General features: G+C 64.5%; 21 protein-coding genes. 12 read left to right on the forward strand and 9 right to left on the reverse strand.

Annotated elements, in window-relative coordinates; genetic code table 11:
• Position 1 precedes the first annotated feature (1 nt).
• On the forward strand, positions 2–355 hold the full coding sequence (locus N2602_RS16290; protein ID WP_260383255.1) for a diacylglycerol kinase: 354 nt from the start codon (positions 2–4) through the stop codon (positions 353–355).
• 22 nt (positions 356–377) lie between these two features.
• The gene (locus N2602_RS16295; RefSeq protein ID WP_260383256.1) at positions 378–2135 is read left to right on the forward strand and encodes an NAD+ synthase; all 1758 of its coding nucleotides are present in this window, start codon (positions 378–380) and stop codon (positions 2133–2135) included.
• Between the two features lie 25 nt (positions 2136–2160).
• On the opposite strand, the gene N2602_RS16300 is transcribed toward N2602_RS16295, so the two are convergent.
• From N2602_RS16300 to N2602_RS16320, 5 genes are all read right to left on the reverse strand, one after another.
• Entirely contained in the window at positions 2161–2553 is a 393-nt protein-coding gene (locus N2602_RS16300) for a cytochrome C oxidase subunit IV family protein (protein WP_260383257.1), read from the reverse strand.
• A gap of 9 nt (positions 2554–2562) precedes the next feature.
• Entirely contained in the window at positions 2563–3285 is a 723-nt protein-coding gene (locus N2602_RS16305) for a heme-copper oxidase subunit III family protein (protein ID WP_172788082.1), read from the reverse strand.
• 14 nt (positions 3286–3299) lie between these two features.
• The gene (locus N2602_RS16310) at positions 3300–4004 is read right to left on the reverse strand and encodes a cytochrome c oxidase subunit 3 (RefSeq protein WP_260383258.1); all 705 of its coding nucleotides are present in this window, start codon (positions 4002–4004) and stop codon (positions 3300–3302) included.
• Positions 4001–5779, reverse strand: a complete 1779-nt coding sequence (locus N2602_RS16315) for a cbb3-type cytochrome c oxidase subunit I (protein WP_172788084.1) — start codon at positions 5777–5779, stop codon at positions 4001–4003. The genes N2602_RS16310 and N2602_RS16315 overlap by 4 nt, the downstream gene beginning before the upstream one ends.
• Positions 5780–5855: 76 nt before the next feature.
• Positions 5856–6689 carry a cytochrome c oxidase subunit II gene (locus N2602_RS16320; protein ID WP_172788085.1) on the reverse strand — a complete coding sequence of 278 codons (834 nt, stop codon included), beginning with the start codon at positions 6687–6689 and terminating at the stop codon, positions 5856–5858.
• Between the two features lie 522 nt (positions 6690–7211).
• On the opposite strand from N2602_RS16320, the gene N2602_RS16325 reads away from it, so the two are divergent.
• Entirely contained in the window at positions 7212–8117 is a 906-nt protein-coding gene (locus N2602_RS16325; RefSeq protein WP_172788086.1) for a DUF2189 domain-containing protein, read from the forward strand.
• Between the two features lie 52 nt (positions 8118–8169).
• Here N2602_RS16325 and N2602_RS16330 read toward each other — a convergent pair whose 3' ends face one another.
• Together N2602_RS16330 and N2602_RS16335 are read right to left on the reverse strand one after the other, a co-directional pair.
• Positions 8170–9345, reverse strand: coding sequence for a DUF2865 domain-containing protein (locus N2602_RS16330; protein WP_260383259.1), 1176 nt, complete (start codon positions 9343–9345; stop codon positions 8170–8172).
• 154 nt (positions 9346–9499) lie between these two features.
• Positions 9500–9793: a hypothetical protein gene (locus N2602_RS16335; protein WP_260383260.1), complete on the reverse strand. Its 294-nt coding sequence runs from the start codon at positions 9791–9793 to the stop codon at positions 9500–9502.
• Between the two features lie 290 nt (positions 9794–10083).
• Here N2602_RS16335 and cysS point away from each other — a divergent pair, with 290 nt between their 5' ends.
• The 4 genes from cysS to N2602_RS16355 all read left to right on the forward strand — a co-directional run bounded on the left by cysS (position 10084) and on the right by N2602_RS16355 (position 14207).
• The gene (gene cysS / locus N2602_RS16340) at positions 10084–11466 is read left to right on the forward strand and encodes a cysteine--tRNA ligase (RefSeq protein ID WP_260383261.1); all 1383 of its coding nucleotides are present in this window, start codon (positions 10084–10086) and stop codon (positions 11464–11466) included.
• A gap of 115 nt (positions 11467–11581) precedes the next feature.
• A complete protein-coding gene (locus tag N2602_RS16345) occupies positions 11582–12073 on the forward strand; it encodes a GNAT family N-acetyltransferase (RefSeq protein ID WP_260383262.1) in 492 nt (163 codons plus the stop codon).
• Positions 12070–13668 (forward strand): citramalate synthase, encoded by a 1599-nt coding sequence (gene cimA, locus N2602_RS16350; RefSeq protein WP_172788091.1) that lies wholly within the window; start codon positions 12070–12072, stop codon positions 13666–13668. The genes N2602_RS16345 and cimA overlap by 4 nt, the downstream gene beginning before the upstream one ends.
• A gap of 161 nt (positions 13669–13829) precedes the next feature.
• Positions 13830–14207, forward strand: coding sequence for a VOC family protein (locus tag N2602_RS16355; protein ID WP_172788092.1), 378 nt, complete (start codon positions 13830–13832; stop codon positions 14205–14207).
• 3 nt (positions 14208–14210) lie between these two features.
• Here the strand turns inward: N2602_RS16355 and N2602_RS16360 are convergent, their stop codons facing one another.
• On the reverse strand, positions 14211–14816 hold the full coding sequence (locus tag N2602_RS16360) for a TIGR00730 family Rossman fold protein (RefSeq protein WP_172788093.1): 606 nt from the start codon (positions 14814–14816) through the stop codon (positions 14211–14213).
• Positions 14817–15017: 201 nt separating this feature from the next.
• On the opposite strand from N2602_RS16360, the gene N2602_RS16365 reads away from it, so the two are divergent.
• The 4 genes from N2602_RS16365 (at position 15018) to N2602_RS16380 (ending at position 19651) form a co-directional block, all read left to right on the forward strand.
• Positions 15018–16976 (forward strand): ABC transporter ATP-binding protein/permease, encoded by a 1959-nt coding sequence (locus tag N2602_RS16365; protein ID WP_212257362.1) that lies wholly within the window; start codon positions 15018–15020, stop codon positions 16974–16976.
• A gap of 54 nt (positions 16977–17030) precedes the next feature.
• A complete protein-coding gene (locus tag N2602_RS16370) occupies positions 17031–17753 on the forward strand; it encodes a phosphatidylserine decarboxylase (protein ID WP_257187591.1) in 723 nt (240 codons plus the stop codon).
• 86 nt (positions 17754–17839) lie between these two features.
• A complete protein-coding gene (locus N2602_RS16375) occupies positions 17840–18718 on the forward strand; it encodes a phosphatidylcholine/phosphatidylserine synthase (protein WP_172788096.1) in 879 nt (292 codons plus the stop codon).
• A gap of 213 nt (positions 18719–18931) precedes the next feature.
• Positions 18932–19651 carry an RraA family protein gene (locus tag N2602_RS16380; protein ID WP_172788097.1) on the forward strand — a complete coding sequence of 240 codons (720 nt, stop codon included), beginning with the start codon at positions 18932–18934 and terminating at the stop codon, positions 19649–19651.
• A 16-nt stretch (positions 19652–19667) separates the two neighbouring features.
• On the opposite strand, the gene N2602_RS16385 is transcribed toward N2602_RS16380, so the two are convergent.
• Entirely contained in the window at positions 19668–19985 is a 318-nt protein-coding gene (locus N2602_RS16385; RefSeq protein ID WP_260383263.1) for a hypothetical protein, read from the reverse strand.
• 268 nt (positions 19986–20253) lie between these two features.
• Between N2602_RS16385 and N2602_RS16390 the strand changes: the two genes are divergently transcribed.
• The gene (locus N2602_RS16390; RefSeq protein ID WP_172788099.1) at positions 20254–21027 is read left to right on the forward strand and encodes a motility protein A; all 774 of its coding nucleotides are present in this window, start codon (positions 20254–20256) and stop codon (positions 21025–21027) included.
• Positions 21028–21043: the final 16 nt, after the last annotated feature.

Below are 21043 nucleotides of genomic sequence, written 5' to 3' on the forward strand. Positions count from 1 at the left end.
CTTGCTGCGGATCTGGAAGGCCACGATCAATTCCCGCAACGGTCTGGCCTTTGCGTTCCAGTCGGAGCAGGCCGTCCGCGAGGAGATCTTTGCGCTGCTGCTGTCGGTGCCGCTGGCCTGGTTCATCGGCGCGACCGCGATGCGCGCGGTCGAATTGGTGTGCTCTGTCGCGTTCGTGCTGACGGTCGAGCTGCTCAATACCGCGATCGAGAAGCTCGCCGACCGGCTGACCATGGATCACGACAAGCAGATCGGCCGCGTCAAGGACATGGGCTCGGCCGCGGTCGGCATTGCGCTCTTGATGACCGGTGCGTTCTGGATCATTGCCGTCATCGAGCGATTGGGGTTCCTGTAACTCGGGATCGGATGGGGCGGCCATGACCGAACGTTTCGACACATTCGCGGTCACGCTCGCCCAGCTCAATCCGACCATGGGCGACGTGGACGGCAATGCGGCCAAGGCGCGCGCGGCGCGGGCGCAGGCCAAGTCCGACGGCGCCGATCTCGTGCTGTTTCCGGAACTGTTCATCGCCGGCTATCCGCCGGAAGACCTGGTGCAGAAGCCCGCCTTCCAGGCCGCCTGCCGCGCCGCGATCGAAAGCCTCGCGCGCGAGACCGCCGATGGCGGGCCTGCGATGCTGGTCGGCACGCCCTGGGTCGAGGAGGGCAGGCTGTACAATGCCTGCGCGCTGCTTGATGGCGGCCGCATCGCGAGCCTGCGCTTCAAGTGCAACCTGCCGAATTACGGCGTGTTCGACGAAAAGCGGCTGTTTTCGCGCGGCCCTGCCGCCGGCCCCGTCACCGTGCGCGGCGTGCGCATCGGCGTGCCGATCTGCGAGGACATCTGGCTGGAGGAGTCCGAGGACTACGAGAACGTGGTCGAGACGCTGGCCGAGACCGGCGCCGAGATCATCCTGGTGCCGAACGGCTCTCCTTATGCCCGCGACAAGAACGACGTGCGCCTGTCGGTCGCGGTGGCGCGCGTGACCGAGAGCGGGCTGCCGCTGGTCTATCTCAACCAGGTCGGCGGCCAGGACGAGCTCGTCTTCGACGGCGCTTCCTTCGCGCTCAATGGCGATCTCTCGCTCGCGGCGCAGCTGCCGGCCTTCGAAGAGAGCATCGTCACGCTGCGCTTCAGCAGAAACGGCGACGACTGGCGCTGCACCGGGCCGATCGCCGAACAGCCCGAGGGCGACAAGGCCGACTACGCGGCCTGCGTACTGGGCCTGCGCGATTACGTCGCCAAGAACGGCTTTCCCGGCGTGCTGCTCGGCATTTCCGGCGGCATCGATTCCGCGCTTTGCGCGGCGATCGCGGTCGACGCGCTCGGCGCCGACCAGGTGCATGGCGTGATGCTGCCTTACCGCTACACGGCCGCACACTCCATCGCGGATGCCGGCGAGCTCGCCGGCCATCTCGGCGTCCGCTACGAGGTGCTGCCGATCGCGGAGGCCGTGACCGGGTTCGAGACGATCTTGTCCGGCATCTTCAAGAACCTGCCGCCCGATATCACCGAAGAGAATCTCCAGGCCCGCACCCGCGGCACGCTTCTGATGGCGATCTCCAACAAGACCGGGCTGATGGTGGTGACGACCGGCAACAAGTCGGAGATGTCGGTCGGCTACGCCACGCTCTATGGCGACATGAACGGCGGCTTCAACCCGCTCAAGGACATCTACAAGACGCAGGTGTTTCGGCTGGCGAACTTGCGTAACAGCTGGAAGCCCGATGGCGCGCTCGGCCCCGCGGGCGAAGTGATCCCGCCCGACATCATCACGCGCCCGCCAACGGCGGAGTTGCGCGAGAACCAGACCGATCAGGACTCGCTGCCGCCCTATGACGTGCTCGATGCCATCCTGGAGCGCCTGGTCGAGCGCGAAGAGCCGCTGGATCAGATCATCGCCGCCGGCTTCGACCGCGAGATCGTCACCCGCATCGACCATCTGCTCAACGTCGCCGAATACAAGCGCCGCCAGGCCGCGCCCGGCGTGAAGGTGACGCGACGGAATTTCGGCCGCGACCGCCGCTATCCCATCACCAACCGCTTTCGTGACAAAGGCGAGCCGTTGCCCGCCGCGGATGAGGCGCTGGTGTCACGTGGCAGCACGGCGTCCATCGACGCGTTCGAGGGCTGAACTCCAGCTTGAGCACCGGCAGGCGCTACGACGGGGTTGCGAAAAACAGCACCCTCAGGAAGTGCGTGTATTCGGATTCGAGCACCATGATCGACACAAAAACCAATACCGCGACCGGCGGCAGCAGGATGGCATAGGTCAAGGCCAGCCGCTCCCAGGCCATGTGCATGAAGACGGCGACGATCAGGCCGGCCTTCAACATCATGAACAGCAGGATCAGCGACCACCGCAGATAGCCATGCAGGCCAAAGTAGTCGACGAGGTAGGAGCACGTGCTGAGGACGAACAACCAGCCCCAGACCACGAGGTAGAGCTTGATCGGGTGCTGTTGCCCCTTGGCGTGAACGGCTCCCGTTGCGACTGCGCCATGCGCCGGAGCGTGGAGCTGTCCTTCCATGTGTACCACCGCGTTTGTCATGCGCCGACCTCACCAAAGATAGAAGAATGCGAAGATGAACACCCACACGAGATCGACGAAGTGCCAGTACAGGCCCGTGATCTCCACGATCTCGTAATACCCCTTGCGGCTCGTGAAGAAGCCGCGCCTCTCGACGTCGAAGTCGCCGCGAAAGACCTTTCGCGCAATGGCGATCAGGAAGATCACACCGATCGTCACGTGGGTGCCGTGGAAGCCGGTGATCATGAAGAAGCTCGCACCAAACTGCGGCGCACCCCATGGATTACCCCAGGGCCGGACGCCCTCCATGATCAGCTTGGTCCATTCGAAGGCCTGCATTCCGACGAAAGTTGCACCGAATGCTGCAGTGATCAGCATCAGGATTGCGGTTCTCACGCGGTCGCGGCGGTAGCCGAAATTGACGGCCATCGCCATCGTGCCGCTGCTGCTGATCAGGACAAACGTCATGATGGCGATCAGGATCAGCGGAATGTGCTGTCCGGCGATGTTGAGAGCGAAGACCTCGCTGGGATTGGGCCAGGGTACGGTCGTCGACATCCGCGCCGTCATGTAGGAGAGCAGGAAGCAACTGAAGATGAAGGTGTCGCTGAGGAGGAAGATCCACATCATGGCCTTGCCCCAGGACACGTTCTTGAAGGCGCGCTGATCGGACGCCCAGTCGGCGGCGATGCCGCGCCAGCCTTCAAGCCGCGCAGGCGATTGCCCCGGATTTGTCAGCACGGTCTCAGCCATCTGGTCTCGCCTCCCTAGCTCAGCAATTGGCGGCAAATGTTGACGAAATCGTCGGTCCAGCCGGTGAGAAGACCGAGCAGGACAAGCCAGACCAACAGCAGGAAGTGCCAGTAGATGGCGCACAGCTCGACGCTCAAGCGCATGTCGGCGATCTCGGCGCCGCGCCACATCTTGGCTGAGGTTCGGCCCAGGGCCACGAGACCGCCCGTCAGATGCAGCCCATGCACTGCGGTCAACACGTAGAAGAAGGAATTCGCCGGGTTGGACGCCACGAAATATCCCGCAGCCCCGAGCCGTTGCCAGGCCAGGAGCTGCCCGGCGAGGAAGATCACGGCAGATGCTCCGCCGGCGAGCAGACCGACCATAACGGTCTCAGTATCGTGGCGGCGCGCGGCCGCGTACGACCATTGCAGCGCGACACTGCTCAGGACAAGGACGCCCGTGTTGACCCACAGCAGCCGCGGTATCGGCAGCGGCCGCCAGTCCACCACGCTCATGCGCATCGAGTAGGCGCTGATGAAGAGGACGAACAATGCGCTCGCGACCGCGAGAAACACGCCAAGACCGACCTTCGCTGCCGGCCAGGTCATGGCATCGCCGCCGGGGAAGTCGCCTGCCGCGCCTTCCTCCAGCCAGGGCTTGGCCGTCAGTCGCTGCTGCGACAGCCACCATCCGGCGATCACCGCAAGCACAGCCAGGAACAGGATGACGGCGCTCACGAAGCAGCTCCTTGAGCGAGCTGCGTCGCGCGCGGCGGCTGGTTCTGCGGAATGAAATCCTCCGCGGCGCCGGGCACACTGTAGTCATAGGCCCAGCGGTACACGACCGGGAGCTCCTTGCCCCAGTTGCCGTGCCCTGGGGGCGTCTCCGGCGTCTGCCACTCCAGCGTCGTCGCCCGCCACGGGTTGCCGCCTGAGGCCTCACCTTTGAACAAGCTCCAGACGAGGTTGAACAGGAACACCATCTGGCTGAAGCCGACGGTCAAGGCCACCACCGAGATGAAGGCGTTGAGTGAATGGGCCGAGGACGGGATGAAGGTCGTATCTCCGAGTTCGAAATACCGGCGCGGGACCCCGAGCAGTCCAAGATAGTGCATGGGGAAGAAGATCAGGTAGGCGCCGAGGAAGGTGACCCAGAAGTGAAACTTGCCCATGGCCTCGTTCAGCATCCGCCCCGTGACCTTTGGGTACCAATGATAGATCGCGCCGAGCACGACCATGATCGGCGCCACGCCCATCACCATGTGGAAATGGGCGACCACGAACATGGTATCCGAGAGGGGCACGTCCACGACGACGTTGCCGAGGAAGAGGCCGGTGAGCCCGCCGTTCACGAAGGTGATGATGAAGCCGAGGGCGAACAGCATCGGCACCGTGAGATGAATGTCGCCGCGCCACAGGGTCAGCACCCAGTTGTAGACCTTGATCGCGGTGGGGATTGCGATGATGAGCGTCGTGGTGGCGAAGAAGTACCCGAATTGCGGGAACATACCGCTCACATACATGTGGTGCGCCCAGACGATGAAGCTGAGCGCGCCGATGGCTACGATCGCCCAGACCATCATGCGATAACCAAAGATGTTCTTGCGCGCATGCGTGCTGATCAGATCCGAGACGATGCCGAAGGCGGGCAGGGCGACGATATAGACTTCGGGATGGCCGAAGAACCAGAACAGGTGCTGGAAGAGCAGCGGGCTGCCGCCGCCATATTTCGAAAGCGTACCCATCTCGACGAGGGAGGGCATGAAGAAGCTGGTTCCCAGGAGACGGTCGAGCAGCAGCATGACCGAGGCAACGAACAGTGCAGGGAATGCCAAGAGCGCCATGACGGTCGCGGTGAAAATGCCCCACACCGTCAGGGGCAGGCGCATCAAAGTCATGCCGCGCGTGCGCGCCTGCAACACCGTGACCACATAATTCAGCCCGCCCATGGTGAAGCCGATGATGAACAGGATCAGGGACGCCATCATGAGAATGATGCCCCAATCCTGCCCGGGCGTTCCGGAGAGGATTGCTTGCGGCGGGTACAGCGTCCAACCGGCGCCGGTGGGGCCGCCGGGCACGAAGAATGTCGAGGCAAGCACCAGGACCGCGAGCAGGTAGACCCAGTAGCTCAGCATGTTCACATAAGGGAAGACCATGTCCCGGGCGCCGACCATCAGCGGGATCAGGTAGTTGCCGAAGCCGCCCAGAAACAATGCGGTGAGCAGGTAAATCACCATGATCATGCCATGCATGGTGATGAATTGCAGGTACTGATTGGCATCGATGAAAGAGAAGGTGCCGGGGAATCCCAGTTGCAGCCGCATCAGCCACGACAGCACCAGGGCCACCAGCCCGATGGCCGTGGCCGTCAGCGAATACTGAATGGCGATCACCTTGGCGTCCTGCGAGAAGACGTATCGTGTCCACCAGCTCCGCGGATGATAGAGCTCGACCTCAGGTACTTCGGCAGGCGGGATGCCGCGGATTCCTTCATATGGAATATCGACCATAGAAACCTCCTCGGTCGTTTCCATCGGGGGTGAGGCGTTGGCCTCTTGCGCCCGATCTATCTGCGGCGGCAGCTTGCTACTTGCCGCCGGATTGGTACGTCGCCTTCACGACGGCTTGCGCCGGCGATAACTCTGCGAACGTTTTTTGTTGCTCCAGCCAAGCGTGATATTCACCCTCTTCGTCGACGATGACCTTGGCCCGCATCTGATAATGAGCAGCGCCACAAAGCTCCGCACAGAGAACATCGAACGTTCCGGTTCGGATCGGCGTTATCCAGAAATAGGTCACCATGCCTGGAACCATGTCCATCTTGGCCCGGAATTCGGGCACGTAGAAATCGTGCAGGACATCAACCGAGCGGAGGAGAACCTTGACCGGCTTTCCGACTTGAAGGTGCAGGTCGCCGTTCTCGATCACGACATCGTCCTGCGCGTGCCGGTCGTCACGATTGAGGCCCATCGGATTGTCGGAAGCGATGTTGCGGACATCCGATGTGCCCAACTTCCCATCCTTGCCCGGAAGGCGGAAGCTCCACTGCCATTGCTGGCCCATGACCTCGATCTCGGTGGCATCCGCAGGCACCGTCACGAACTGGTGCCAGACCACGAGGCCAGGCGCCAGCATGGCCGCGACGCCGACGCCAGTCCCGACGCTCAGCCACCATTCGAGCCTTTTGTTTTCCGGATTGTAGTCGGCCCGTCTTCCCTCTCTGTGGTGAAAGCGGAAGACGCAGTAAGCCATGAAGGCGATCACGGCGACGAAAACAAAGCCCGTGATCCAGAATGTGATGTTGATGGTGTGGTCGATATAGGCCCAGTTCGTGGCGATCGGCGTCCACCACCACGGGCTGTAGATGTGAAACAGCACCGAGCCGATCGCGACCAGAAGCAGTATCAGTGCGACAGCCATCCTGATCCATCCTTGCCATCGAAGGCTACGGATACGAATCCAGGGCGGAGCTCATGTCTGTCGCGATGGCTGGCCTTTCTTGGCATATGCCATCGCCGGCCTCTTGCCTCGCCCATTCCACTGATCGCGAAATCAAGAGAACGCTCGCGACCATCAACTCTAAGGGCGTCTGCGTCTAAAATGATACCAGCCCAATCCGGCGTCAATAGAGCAATGTGGGTGTCCGAATTGGTGTGATTGCCGTGCTGGCAAACCAACCATCAGGTGCGCATGTTTGGGTTTGGGTGATGCAACGCACAAATCCGTTCTGGTGCGCAATTCACCCAACCGTGAGTGCAGCCGTGCTCCGCGCGCGCTAAGCTTGCCAGGCAGGTCGCGACGGGTTCCGTCCGGCCAGGCTCGGTTGCTGAACCTGGGTTGCCGTACCCGACCCATCGCGTTTCCTGCTCGTCAGGCGGACACGCGTGGCTGAAGAGCGCGTGTTGTCGAAAACCGCGATTTTCAGCACGGGAGGCTCCGTACATGGCCACTCTGTACTCCCACGACATCAGGCGGCACGCATTCGGCGAAGCGGCCTCCTATCCCATTCGCAAGATCAGCTTGTCCGACTTGACCGAGGCCCTGCGCCTGGGCTGGGACGATTTCCAGGCGATGCCGAGTCACGCGATCGTCGTGTGCCTGATTTATCCCGTTCTCGGTCTCGTCCTGTTCAGGATGGTGCTCGGCTATTCGGTGCTGCCGCTGCTGTTTCCGCTGGCCGCCGGCTTTGCCTTGATCGGTCCTTTTGCCGCGATCGGTCTCTACGAACTCAGCCGTCGTCGCGAGCGCGGCGAGGAGGTCGAAGCATGGGATGCGATCAAGGTGCTGCGCGCACCGTCGTTCGGCGCCATGATAGAACTCGGCGTGCTTCTGCTGGTGCTGTTCGGGGCCTGGATCGGTGTCGCGAACGCAATCTATGTCGCGATCTTCGGCCACGCTGCGGCCGCAAGCATTCCCGACTTCGCAACGCGCGTGCTGACGACACCGGAAGGCTGGTCGCTCATCATCGTCGGTTGCGGTGTCGGCTTCCTGTTTGCGGTTGTGGCATTGTGCGTCAGCGTCGTGTCATTTCCGTTGATGCTCGACCGCCATGCGACTGCGATCGACGCGATCCGCACGTCGCTCCGAGCGGTCGCGGCGAATCCGGTTGCGATGGCCGGATGGGGCCTCATCGTGGCGGCGCTGCTCGTGATCGGCTCGCTGCCGCTCTTCGTCGGTCTCGCCGTCGTTCTGCCGGTGCTCGGTCATGCCACCTGGCACCTGTATCGGCGGGTGGTCGAGCCCAATCCGAACCCACCGGACGCACCGCCGCCGCCCCCGAAGGGCAGGCGCTACGCAGCAGACTTTCCGGCCAATCTGTTCCCGTGGAGCCGCGAGGGCGAGCCTTAACAGCGGAACGGCTGCGCTGGGACGCCTGCGCGGAGCATGACAGAGTGACGGCCTACTTCTGCTGCTGCGGCAGGAAGGTCGGGCCGACCGAGCGGATCGGCTTGTTCTCTGAACCCGCCGCGGGCGTGCCGGTGTCCGCCGGCGGTGCCGCCGGTGCCGTGGCCGTCGTCGGAGGGGGCGCGCCCTTCTTGGCATTGGCAGGCTGCGGCGCGCCCTTGTTGAGCCGCTGCTGCTGCATCTTCCTGGCACTTTCCTCGGTGACGATGATGTCGCCCTGCTGCTCGACGCTGGTCTTGTCGTCGGCGGATTTCAGCGCATCCGCCCAGGTCTGGCCTGCCGCCTTGCAGGAGCAGGACGGGTTGAACTCGCTGCGGAATTTGAATGCGGTCGGCAGCGCCGTGTAGGGCTGGCCGCCGATCGAGACCGCCGCGTTCATGTCCTCGCCGGGATTGCGATGGGTGTAGAGCACGGCTTCCGCGGCCGGACACAGCGCCTTGCAGGTCTTCTCGTCGTCGCCGAAGCGCGCCGGCACGGTGGCAAAGGAGATCGGGAAATAGGCGCCGTCGCAGGTGCGCACGCAGACGGTGCGGAAGGTGCCGGATTGCGGGCCGAGATCGGAGGGCGGCATGGCTTGCGGATTGTTCGGGTTGTTGCCGCCGAACAGATTGCTCAGGAAATTGCCGCCGCCTTGCGATTGCGCGGCGTTGGCATATTGCGGCCCGCAATTGTTCTGCGCCAGCGCCATCAGCACCGAGCGGCGCTGGTTATCGCGCTCCGGGCTGGCGCCGCTACCGCCGCGCAGCCGCTCGAGATTGCCGGTGATCTGGTCCAGATTGGCCCGCATCTGCTGGATCTGGGTGTTGACCGGACCGCATTGCGCCTGCTGGCCACCGAACAGCGAGAAGAAGCCGGAGGAATCGCAGCCCATGCGCTTGGCTTGCATGGTGACGCGGTCGAGCTCGGCCTGCTGCTTGGCCTGGGAATCCTGATAGCGGCGGATCTGCTCCTCGCGCGCGGCATCACCCCCGCCGCCGCGATCGAGCGCGGCGAGCTGGGCCTCCAGGCGCACGCACATCGGATTGGGTCCGAGCCCGTTCTGGCCCGGCTGGGGCGGCGGGCCGGCCTGCGCGAATGCGCCTTTGGCGAGCACGACGGTGCCGAGGAGCACGGTGCAGGCAAGGGGGGAACGGGCACGGAAGAGAGAGAGGAATTCAGGCATATCCGCCATTCTAGCGAGGTCACGGCCCAGCGTGATCGTCCAAGTGACTTCCCAAGCGAGTTGGGGGCCGAAGCGCGCCCTCCCAATAGCCGCTTCCTGCGGCATCGTCACGTCGTTTCAGGGGCCGAAGACTGGTCCTAAGGTCCGCCAGCTCCGAGCGAATTCAGCGCTGGCAGGTGATTGCGACATATTCGTCGCAATGGCCATGGGAGCAGTTTGTGCCGGTTTTGGGGACGGAGCCGGTAATTTCGTCGGGGTCGACCCGGCGATAGCTTGATGCCTTTGCAAAATCTCGTGACTGGCAATAGGTCCGCGCGGCGGAGGCGCCGCATGTGTCGCCCTTGGTGTCGCTCTTGGCCATGCACTGGTCGGCGATGATGAAGACGCGGCTCTCGGCGCACGCCTGAGGTGTTGCAAGGAGCGAGGCGCCAAAAATGAGCGCGAGCAGGGATCGCATGAAAATACCGGGGGCAAAAAATCAGGGAACCGCAGGTTCCAGAATGGGCTCAAATGGTTAGGGGATCATGAACCCTGAAGGCCGGCCGCGCCCTTTGCGGAGGCAAAAACGGCATTTTCGCGGCCCTTGACGCCGGGGCCCGTGGTGGCCCATATGTGACCGCATGAACGGTCTCCTCGCCATTTGCGCCATTTGCCGCGAGATTACGAGCTAGCGATTCGCTGGCTGGAGCCGTCTTTTCTCAAACACATTGAGAGCCTTGGACGCCCGGCCGAGAGGGATGGGTTGTCATGGAATTGCGTCTTTACGATACGCTGAGCCGGGAAAAGCGCACCTTCGTGCCGCTCGATCCGAACAACGTCCGCATGTATGTCTGCGGACCGACGGTCTACGACTTCGCCCACATCGGCAATGCCCGGCCGGTGATCGTGTTCGACGTGCTGTTTCGCCTGCTGCGCCACCTCTATGGCGAGGCGCATGTCAAATATGTCCGCAACATCACCGACGTCGACGACAAGATCAACGACCGCGCCGCGCGCGATTTTCCCGGCCTGCCGCTGAACGAGGCGATCCGCAAGGTCACCGAGCAGACCGGCAAGCAGTTTCACGCCGACGTCGACGCGCTGGGCGCGCTGCGGCCGAGCGTCGAGCCGCGCGCGACCGAGCATATCGGCGAGATGTGCGAGATCATCGAGCGGCTGGTCGCCGGAGGCTTTGCCTATGTCGCCGAGGACCACGTGCTGTTCTCGCCGCAGGCGATGAATGCGGCCAATTCCGCGCTGCCGCGCTATGGCGCGTTGTCGAAGCGCTCGCTCGACGAGATGATCGCGGGCGCGCGGGTCGATGTTGCGCCCTACAAGCGGGATGCGACCGACTTCGTGCTGTGGAAGCCGTCCAAGCCGGGCGAGCCGTCCTGGCCGTCGCCATCCGGCATCAGGGCGGAGGGGCGTCCGGGCTGGCACATCGAGTGCTCGGCGATGGCCTGGAAGCATCTCGGCGAGCACTTCGACATCCACGGCGGCGGCATTGATCTCGTGTTTCCCCATCACGAGAACGAGGTCGCGCAGACCTGCTGCGCGTTCCACCGCGAGCGCATGGCGAACTATTGGATGCACAACGGCTTCCTGCAGGTCGAGAGTGAGAAGATGTCGAAGAGCCTCGGCAATTTCATCACCATCCACGAGCTGCTTGGGGATTGGCCGGGTGAGGTGCTGCGCCTCAACATGCTCAAGACGCACTATCACTCGCCGATCGACTGGACCATGAAGTCGCTGGAGGAGAGCGCCAGGACGCTCGACGACTGGTATCGTGTCGCGGCCGACGTCGCGCCCGGCGAGCCGGCTGCGCCCGTCGTCGAACCGCTACTCGACGACCTCAACACGCCGCAGGCGATCGCGGCGCTGCACGGCCTGCGCGGCAACGACATCGCCGGTCTTGCGGGCTCGTTGCGGCTGCTCGGATTCCTGTCCGAGAGTGCGGCGCAGTGGGAAGGACGCAAGCAGCAGGCGAGCGGGGTCGATGCCAAGGAGGTCGAGCGTCTGCTCGCGGAGCGGGCAGCCGCCCGTAGCCGGAAAGATTTCAAGGAGTCCGACCGCATCCGCGATCTGCTCGCTGCGATGGGCGTTGCGATCAAGGACTCCAAGGAAGGCACGACCTGGGAGATCGCGCGATGAAGCGGCCCGACACGCCATTTCCGCGGCACTGGCTCTATTACATCGCGCTGAAGATCGCGCTGCTCGCCGGCGCGGTGGCGATCGCGCTCAAGCTCTATGGGATGTGGTGAGGACGATGGGACAGACTTTGCCAAAGCCCGCATTGAGGCCTTTCCTGCCGGCGGATGTGCCGATCCTCGCCGCGATCTTCGCCGCCAGCATCGAGGAATTGACCGGCGACGACTATAGCGAGGCGCAGCAGGAAGCCTGGATGGCGGCGGCCGAGGACGAGGAGTTCGGCAAGCGGCTCGCGTCCGACCTGACGCTGATCGCGACGCTGGAAGGCTCGCCCGTCGGCTTCGCCTCACTGCGCGGCAACGATCATATCCGCATGCTCTATGTGCATCCGGCCGTGGCCGGGCAGGGCATCGCGACCATGCTGGTCGACGCGCTGGAGAAGCTCGCCGGCGGCCGCGGCGCCAAGAGTCTCTCGGTCGATGCCAGCGATACCGCGGAGGGCTTCTTCGCCAAGCGCGGCTACACCGCCCAGCAGCGCAACAGCGTCACGATGAACGACGAATGGCTCGCCAACACCACCATGAAAAAGACGCTCGGAGCGGGGCAATGAGCAAGGAGCGTCTCTATCTGTTCGACACCACGCTGCGCGATGGGGCGCAGACCAACGGCGTCGACTTCACGCTGGCCGACAAGCAGGTCATCGCGGCGATGCTCGACGATCTCGGCATCGATTATGTCGAGGGCGGCTATCCCGGCGCCAACCCGCTCGACAGCGAATTCTTCGCGACCAAGCCCAAGCTCAATCATGCGCGCTTCACCGCCTTCGGCATGACGCGCCGGGCAGGCCGCTCGGTCTCGAACGATCCGGGCGTCGCGGGCCTTTTGGAAGCCAAGGCGGACGCAATCTGCTTCGTGGCGAAGTCGTCGGCCTATCAGGTGCGCGTCGCGCTGGAGACCACGAAGGAAGAGAACCTCGCCTCGATCCGCGACAGCGTCGCGGCGGCGAAGGCGGCCGGCCGCGAGGTGATGCTCGATTGCGAGCATTTCTTCGACGGCTACAAGGAAGACGCCGCCTTCGCGCTTGCCTGCGCCAAGGCCGCCTATGAGGCCGGGGCACGCTGGGTGGTGCTGTGCGACACCAATGGCGGCACCATGCCCGATGAGGTCGAAGCCATCGTCAGAGACGTGACCAGGCACATCCCCGGCGATCACGTCGGCATCCACGCCCATAACGACACCGAGCAGGCGGTGGCCAATTCGCTCGCGGCGGTGCGTGCCGGCGCGCGGCAGATCCAGGGCACGCTGAACGGCCTCGGCGAGCGCTGCGGCAACGCCAATCTCTGCTCGCTGATCCCGACGCTGAAGCTGAAAGCGGGGTTTGCCGAGGCTTTCGAGATCGGCGTCACCACGGAGAAGCTGGCGACTCTCGTCAAGGTGTCGCGCACGCTCGACGATATGCTCAACCGCGTGCCGAACCGGCATGCGGCTTATGTCGGCGAGAGCGCCTTCGTCACCAAGACCGGCATCCATGCCTCCGCCGTGCTGAAGGATCCGCAGACCTACGAGCATGTCTTGCCGGAGCTGGTCGGCAACCACCGCAAGGTGCTGGTGTCCGACCAGGCCGGGCGCTCCAATGTCATCGCCGAGCTCGACCGCGCCGGTATCTCTTATGAAAAGAGCGATCCGAAGCTGACGCGTCTCGTCGAAGAACTGAAAGAGCGCGAGGCGGCCGGCTATGCCTACGAATCCGCCAACGCCTCGTTCGAGCTCCTGGCGCGCCGCACGCTCGGCAAGGTGCCGCATTATTTCGAGGTCGAGCAGTTCGACGTCAACGTCGAGCAGCGCTACAACGCGCTCGGCGAGCGCGTCACGGTGGCGCTCGCGGTGGTCAAGGTCGACGTCGCCGGCGAGCATCTGATCTCGGCCGCCGAAGGCAACGGTCCCGTCAACGCGCTCGACGTCGCGCTGCGCAAGGACCTCGGCAAGTACCAGAAATTCATCGAGGGCCTGACGCTGATCGACTATCGCGTGCGTATCCTCAATGGCGGCACCGGCGCGGTCACGCGCGTGCTGATCGAGAGCGAGGACGAGAACGGCGATCGCTGGACCACGGTCGGCGTATCCCCGAACATCATCGACGCCTCGTTCCAGGCGTTGATGGATTCGGTGATCTACAAGCTGGTGAAGTCGGGGGCGCCGGCTTAGACGGGCGCGACCACAAACACCGTCATTGCGAGGAGCGAAGCGACGAAGCAATCCAGACTGGCTCCGCGGAAAGATTCTGGATTGCTTCGCTTCCGCCGTCGCTCTTCGAGCTATGGCGGACAAGTCGCTCGCAATGACGAGGAGCGAGGGGAGCGCGACCAATGATCGATCACATCTCCGTCGGCGTCAGCGATCTCGATCGCGCCGCAAAATTCTACGAGGCGACGCTCGCCGCACTCGGCCTCACGCGCCTCGTCACGCGGCCGCGGACGGTCGGGTTCGGCAAGGCCTATCCGGAGTTCTGGATCAATCTGCGCGAAGGCATGCCGCCTGTCGCGCCGGAGAGCGGCGTGCATATCTGCCTGCGGGCGAAAACCACGGCCGAGGTCGATGCGTTTCACGCAGCGGCGCTGTCCGCTGGCGGCGCCTCCGACGGCGCACCGGGCATCCGCCCGCACGATCGCGTGCGCTATTACGCCGCCTTCGTCACCGATCCCGATGGCAACCGGATCGAGGCGGTGACGTTCCCGGCAGAGTAGGCGTTACAACTTACGCGCCACTTCCGGCGCGAGATCGCGCTGGCTGTCGGGAATCTGCGCAGCTGCAGAGCGCAGCCGCGGGATGATCTCCTCGACCTTGTCCGCCTTGAGGATGTCGACCGAAAGGCCGGCGCGGATGAACTCGGTCTGGCGCATGTGGTACACCAGCGAGAGCAGCGGCTCCCAGAAATTATCGATGTTGGCGAGCAGCACGGGCTTGGCGTGACGGCCGAGTTGCTGCCAGGTCAGCTGCTCCACCAGCTCCTCGAGCGTGCCGAGCCCGCCGGGCAGGGCCACGAAGGCGTCGGAGCGCTCGAACATCAGCCGCTTGCGCTCGTGCATGTCGGGCGTGACGACCATCTCCTGCACGCGCGTCAAGGCGTTCTCGCGCATCCGCAGGAAGTCAGGGATGATGCCGGTGACCATGCCGCCGTGATCGAGCACGGAGGTTGCGACCGCCCCCATCAGGCCGAGCGAGCCGCCGCCATAAACGAGGCGGATCTTGCTTTCCGCCAGCGCTCTGCCTAGCGCCTTCGCCGCTGCGATGAAGTTGGGATTTGTTCCAGGGCCGGAGCCGCAATAGACACAGACGGTTTTGATCGTGCTCATTGGTGCCATGATGCATTGCAGCGAAGTGGCGTCAAGCCCAAACGGTGATTCGGTACTTCCGGGAATCTACCGGTAAATCGCGACAAACGATCCAGGATTCGCCATCTGGCGGGGTGCGCGGGCATCGGGAAGGCTCTATATGACGGGCGAAAATCGTTAATCGCAGTTGCGCCCGCGCCCGGCGGGCTTTCAGGTTTCTTGATGGACCAACCTCAATCGTTCGACGGCGCCGACGTTCCTGATCCTGCCGCGGCAGGACCGCAGGCCGGGGCCACGCTGATGGGTACGCTCGCGCATCTGTGGCCCTATATCTGGCCGGGCGACCGCTTCGACCTGAAGATGCGGGTGGTCTGGTCGCTGGTGCTGCTGCTCGCCGCCAAGCTGATCACGCTCGCGGTGCCGTTCAGCTTCAAATGGGCAACGGATGCGCTGACGGGCGCCAACACCGCGCCGGTCGCGGCCGACAATTGGCATCTCTGGGTGATCGCCTCGCCCTTGCTGCTGACCGCGAGCTACGGCGTGATGCGCATCCTGATGGCGGTGCTGACGCAATGGCGCGACGGCATCTTCGCCCGCGTCGCCATGCATGCGGTGCGCAAGCTCGCGACCCTCACCTTCATCCACATGCACGAGCTGTCGCTGCGCTTCCACCTCGAGCGCAAGACCGGCGGTTTGACGCGCGTGCTCGAGCGCGGCCGCGAGGGCATCGAGGTCATCGTGCGCATGGTGATCCTGCAGCTGATCCCGACCATCGTCGAGGTCTCGCTGCTGCTGGCGGTGCTGCTCTGGCAATTCGACTGGCGTTACGTGGTCGCGACCCTGATCACGGTCACGCTCTACATGTACTACACCTATATCGCGACCGAGTGGCGGATCGGCATCCGCCGCAAGATGAACGATTCCGACACCGAGGCGAACACCAAGGCGATCGACTCGCTGCTCAACTACGAGACGGTGAAGTATTTCGGCGCCGAAGCGCGCGAGGCGCAGCGCTACGACAAATCGGTCGAGCGCTACGAGGAGGCGAGCGTCCGCACCTATACGTCTCTTGCCGTGCTCAATACCGGACAAGCCGTGATCTTCACGCTGGGCCTGACCGCAACCATGCTGATGTGCGCGATCGGGGTGCGCAACGGCACCAACACGGTCGGCGATTTCGTGCTGGTCAATGCCATGATGATCCAGCTCTACCAGCCGCTGAACTTCATGGGCATGGTCTATCGCGAGATCAAGCAGGCGATCATCGACATCGAGAAGATGTTCGGCGTGCTGGGCCGCGAGGCCGAGATCAAGGATGCGCCTGGCGCGAAGCCGCTGGTCGTCTCCGCCGGCACGGTGCGCTTCGAGGACGTGCACTTTGCCTATGAGCCGACCCGCCCGATCCTGAGGGGCATCAGCTTCGAGGTGCCGGCCGGCAAGACCGTTGCCATCGTCGGCCCCTCCGGCGCCGGCAAGTCGACCATCTCGCGGCTGCTGTTTCGCCTCTATGACATTTCCGGCGGCAGGATCCTGATCGACGGCCAGGACATCCGCGAGGTCACGCAGGCCAGCTTGCGCGCATCGATCGGCATGGTGCCGCAGGATACCGTGCTGTTCAACGACACCATCCGCTACAACATCCGGTATGGCCGCTGGGACGCCGGCGATGCCGAAGTCGAGGAGGCCGCACGGCTGGCGCAGATCGACCACTTCATCCGCATGGCGCCGAAGGGCTACGAGACCCAGGTCGGCGAGCGCGGCCTGAAATTGTCGGGCGGCGAGAAGCAGCGCGTGGCGATCGCGCGCACGGTGCTCAAGGCGCCGCCGATCCTGGTGCTGGACGAGGCGACCTCGGCGCTCGACACCCACACGGAGCACGAGATCCAGGGGGCGCTCGACCGCGTGGCCAAGAACCGCACCTCGCTGGTGATCGCGCATCGGCTTTCCACCATCGTCGGCGCCGACGAAATCATCGTGCTGGACCAGGGCCGCATCGCCGAGCGCGGCACTCACGCGAGCCTGCTCGCGCAGGGCGGGCTCTATGCCAGCATGTGGAACAGGCAGCGCGAGGCCGAGGCGGCCCGCGAGAAACTGGCCAAGATGGCCGACACCAATGCCGCGCCCAACCGGGAGCCGCCGCCGGTCGACGACATCCTGACGACGCCCGCGGCGGCGGAGTGACCTTGTCTCCGGTCCCAAGTCTGGCCTAAACAAGCCCGCGCGACGACCCGTGCCATCAACCCCGAACGGCAGATAGCGATGTCCATTCTCGATTCGATCCAGCGTCAGATCCCGCCGATCCACAAGGAGGGCTATCCCTTCATCGGCGGCTTTGCGGTGGCGAGCCTGATCCTGTTCTGGCTGTGGTCGCCGCTGGGGTGGATCGGCACGGTCCTGACCGTGTGGTGCGCGCTGTTCTTCCGCGATCCGGTCCGTGTGACGCCGGTGCGCGAGGGTCTCGTGGTGTCGCCGGCCGACGGGCGCGTCTCGATGATCACCATGGCACTGCCCCCGGCCGAGCTCGGGCTCGGCGACCGGCCGCTGCCGCGCGTCTCGATCTTCATGAGCGTGTTCAATTGCCATGTGAACCGGGCGCCGGTGGCGGGCAGGGTGGACCGCATCGCCTATCGGCCCGGCCTCTTCATCAACGCCGAGCTCGACAAGGCGAGCGAGGACAACGAGCGCAACTCGCTGGTGATCACGACGCCGACCTCGCGGATCGGCGTGGTCCAGATCGCTGGCCTCGTCGCCAAGCGCATCGTCTGCTTCGTCAGGGAGGGGCAGGCGATCGGCGCCGGCGAGCGCTTCGGCCTGATCCGCTTCGGCTCGCGCCTCGATGTCTACCTGCCCGTGGGCACCAAGGCGCTGGTCTCGGAAGGGCAGACCGCGATCGCCGGAGAGACGATCCTGGCCGACCTTGCCGGCGACGACCCGGGCCGCGCGTTCCGCGCCAATTAACCAATAGTCGGTGCTTGCAGGCCTTCCGCCGCAATGGCGGAGGGCGGCTTGGCTTGCTATATCTCGCCTCGAGATAAGGACGAGCCATGACGCCTTACGACTCTAGGGATCCCGACGTCCGCCGCCGGCGGTTCCGCCCCATTCCGGTGCGGATGCTGGTGCCCAACGTCATCACGCTGCTGGCGATCTGCGCCGGCCTGACCTCGATCCGCCTGTCGATCGAAGGGCGGATGTCGCTCGCCGTCTACGCCATCGTGTTCGCGGCCGCGCTCGACGGCATCGACGGCCGCATCGCGCGCATGATCAAGGGGCAGTCCAAGTTCGGCGCCGAGCTCGACAGCCTCGCCGACTTCGTCAATTTCGGTGTGGCGCCCGGCCTGATGCTGTATTTCTGGCAGCTGCACGAGCTCGGCAATGCCGGCTGGATCGCCGCCATGGTGTTCGCGATCTCCGGCGGCCTGCGGCTCGCCCGCTTCAACGCCACCATGGACGATCCGAACAAGCCGGCCTTCGCCGCCAATTTCTTCACCGGCGTGCCGGCGCCCGCCGGCGCGATCACCGTGCTGCTGCCGATCTATGTCGCGTTCCTCGATCTCGGCCGCACGCCTGCGGCGGTGACCGCGGCCTACACGCTTCTGATCGCGTTCCTGATGGTGTCGCGCCTGCCGGTGTTCTCCGGCAAGACCAAGCGCATGCGCGTGCCGCCGGAGCTGGTGCTGCCGGCCTTCGTCGCCGTAATCGTCTTCATCGCGCTCCTGATCGCCTATCCCTGGCACGTGCTGTCGATCGGCACGGTGCTGTACCTTCTCGCGCTGCCGCTCGGCTACAAATCCTATCGCGACCAGGCGCGCGCGGTGGAAGCCACCGCGCCGGCGGGAGGCGAGGTCCCGTCACCGCCGTCGGCACCGACGCTGGCGAATTTGTCGGAGCCGCCCCAGGACGACAGGCCCGGGCGGCTGCACTAAAGCGCGATGGGATTCCTCGCGCTTTAGGTTGTTGTTTGAGCATGATCTTTTCGGAAAACCGCTACACACTTCTCCGGATCATGCTCTAACGGCCGCACGCAGATATCTGCCATGAGGCCTGCCTGAGTTGGGTCGAGGCCCGATCTCGGCTATATCGCCCCTAGTGCCGGCGGCATCGCGCAATCAACCGCCGCCAATCTGGGAGAGAACGCCGTGACCAATTCCGCGACCGGGCCGCTGCCCGCTTCCGTCCTCGAAGCGCTGGGCCGCTACGACACGCCGACGATCTGCAATGCCATGGAGATCGTGGCGCCCGAGCGGCGGCTGATCGGCTACACCACCAAGCAACTGGTCTGCCCGTTCCCCGACCTGCCGCCGATCGTCGGCTATGCCCGCACGGTGGCGATCCGCTCGGTGCTGAAATCATCGCTTCCGGCCGAGGAGCAGTCCAGGCGCCGCATCGAATATTACGAATATGTCGGCACCGGCCATGGCCCGCGCATCTCGGTGATCCAGGACATCGACGGACCCGATGTCGGCTATGGCGCGTTCTGGGGCGAGGTGCAGAGCAACGTCCACAAGGCGCTCGGCTGCCTCGGCGTGATCACCGACGGCTCGATCCGCGACATCCCGCAATGGGCGCCCGGCTTCCAGGCGCTGGCCGGCTCGATCGGCCCGTCGCACGCCTGGGTGCACGCGGAAAGCTTCGGCGGCGAGGTGCGTGTCGCCGGCATGACCGTGAAGTCGGACGATCTCATCCACGCCGACCGCCATGGCGCCATCGTGATCCCGCTCGACATTGCCGCAAAGCTGCCGGAGGCCGCCGAGCTCTGCGGCCGCCGCGAGACGCCGATCCTGGAGATCGCCCGCAGTCCGGATTTCTCGCTCGAGAAGCTGAAGGCGGCGCTGAAGCGCTCGGCGGAGATCCACTGACGGCCGATGGGGCGATCTACGGCCGCGATTCCGGCCGTAGATCGCCTTGCTCGGTCAGAAACAAGGCGGCCTGATCAGGCTCGCCGAGCACGGCGGCGGCGCATCCGATCAGGGTGAAGCCGCCGGCAAAATCCCACATTGTTAGGTCATCTGCGCTGTCGGGGCTGTGCATCAACCGTGCTGCGATCACGGCGAAGGCGGCCTCGACGAAGAGCAGCACGCTGAACGCCGGAAGCACGAGCTCCGGCTCGAGCAGGTGGAACGCCAGCGCCGCGGGCAGCGCCGTGAGAAGACTGAACAGCGTCAACATTGCGATGGCTCCACGATCGGCCATGTCGCAACGCCAGCAAACACCAGCTGATCCCCGACCACGATGTGGCGGAGGGCCGCAGCCGATGTGACGTCGTGGCGCGGCTCCTTATGGTTAGCGAAATGTTGAAATTCCCATCGCTGGACGGCAATTGCGGCGGTGGGCGGCACGCGGTCCAGACTTAACCTTTACGCGGCTTTAAGGGCGGCGCTCTAGGGTTTCCGATGCGGTTCGGGGTTGGGCCGCGCCAGCGGCCAGGACGGCCGTTGTTGCGTACGCGTCGGAGTTTCCCATGGATATCATGACGAGCGTCGGGCTCATTGCGGGCACCATCGTCATCGTGGCGATGATCTTCATGGGCGGCGATCTTCACATGTTCATCTCCGAACATGCGATGATCATCATCTTCGGCGGCTCGATCTCCGCCACCATGATCCGGTTTCCGCTTTCGGCGCTCCTGCACGGCCTTCCGCTCGGCGCCAAGTTCGCCTTCACCATGAGCCGGCTGTCGGCCCACGACCTCGTCGACGAGCTCGCCCGCATCGCCGAGATCGCCCGCAAGCAGGGCCCGGTCGGACTGGAAAAGGTCGAGACCGACGAGCCCTTCCTCGCCAAGGGCATCCGCTACGTCGCCGACGGCTACGACCTCGACTTCATCCGCGACAATCTCGAGCGCGACCGCGACAACTTCCTCATGCATCTCGACGAGGGCAGCAAGATCTACCGCGCCATCGGCGATTGCGCTCCGGCGTTCGGCATGATCGGCACCTTGATCGGCATGGTGCAGATGTTCGCCAACATGACCGATCCTTCCAAGCTCGGCCCGTTCATGGCGACCGCGCTGCTCGCCACCCTCTACGGCGCGCTGGTCGCGAACCTGTTCTGCCTGCCGATCGCCGACAAGCTGCACGGCAAGCTGCTGGACGAGGAGACCAACCGCACTCTGATCATCGACGGCATCCTGATGATCCGCGACTCCAAGAGCCCGACGCTCGTGCGCGAAATGCTGCTGGCCTATCTGCCGGAGAAGCATCGTCACGCCGATGGCGAGCCGGTGCCGGCGTAAGCCGCCCGCCGGGATT

Source organism: Bradyrhizobium sp. NC92, assembly GCF_025200865.1.
GTDB lineage: Bacteria > Pseudomonadota > Alphaproteobacteria > Rhizobiales > Xanthobacteraceae > Bradyrhizobium.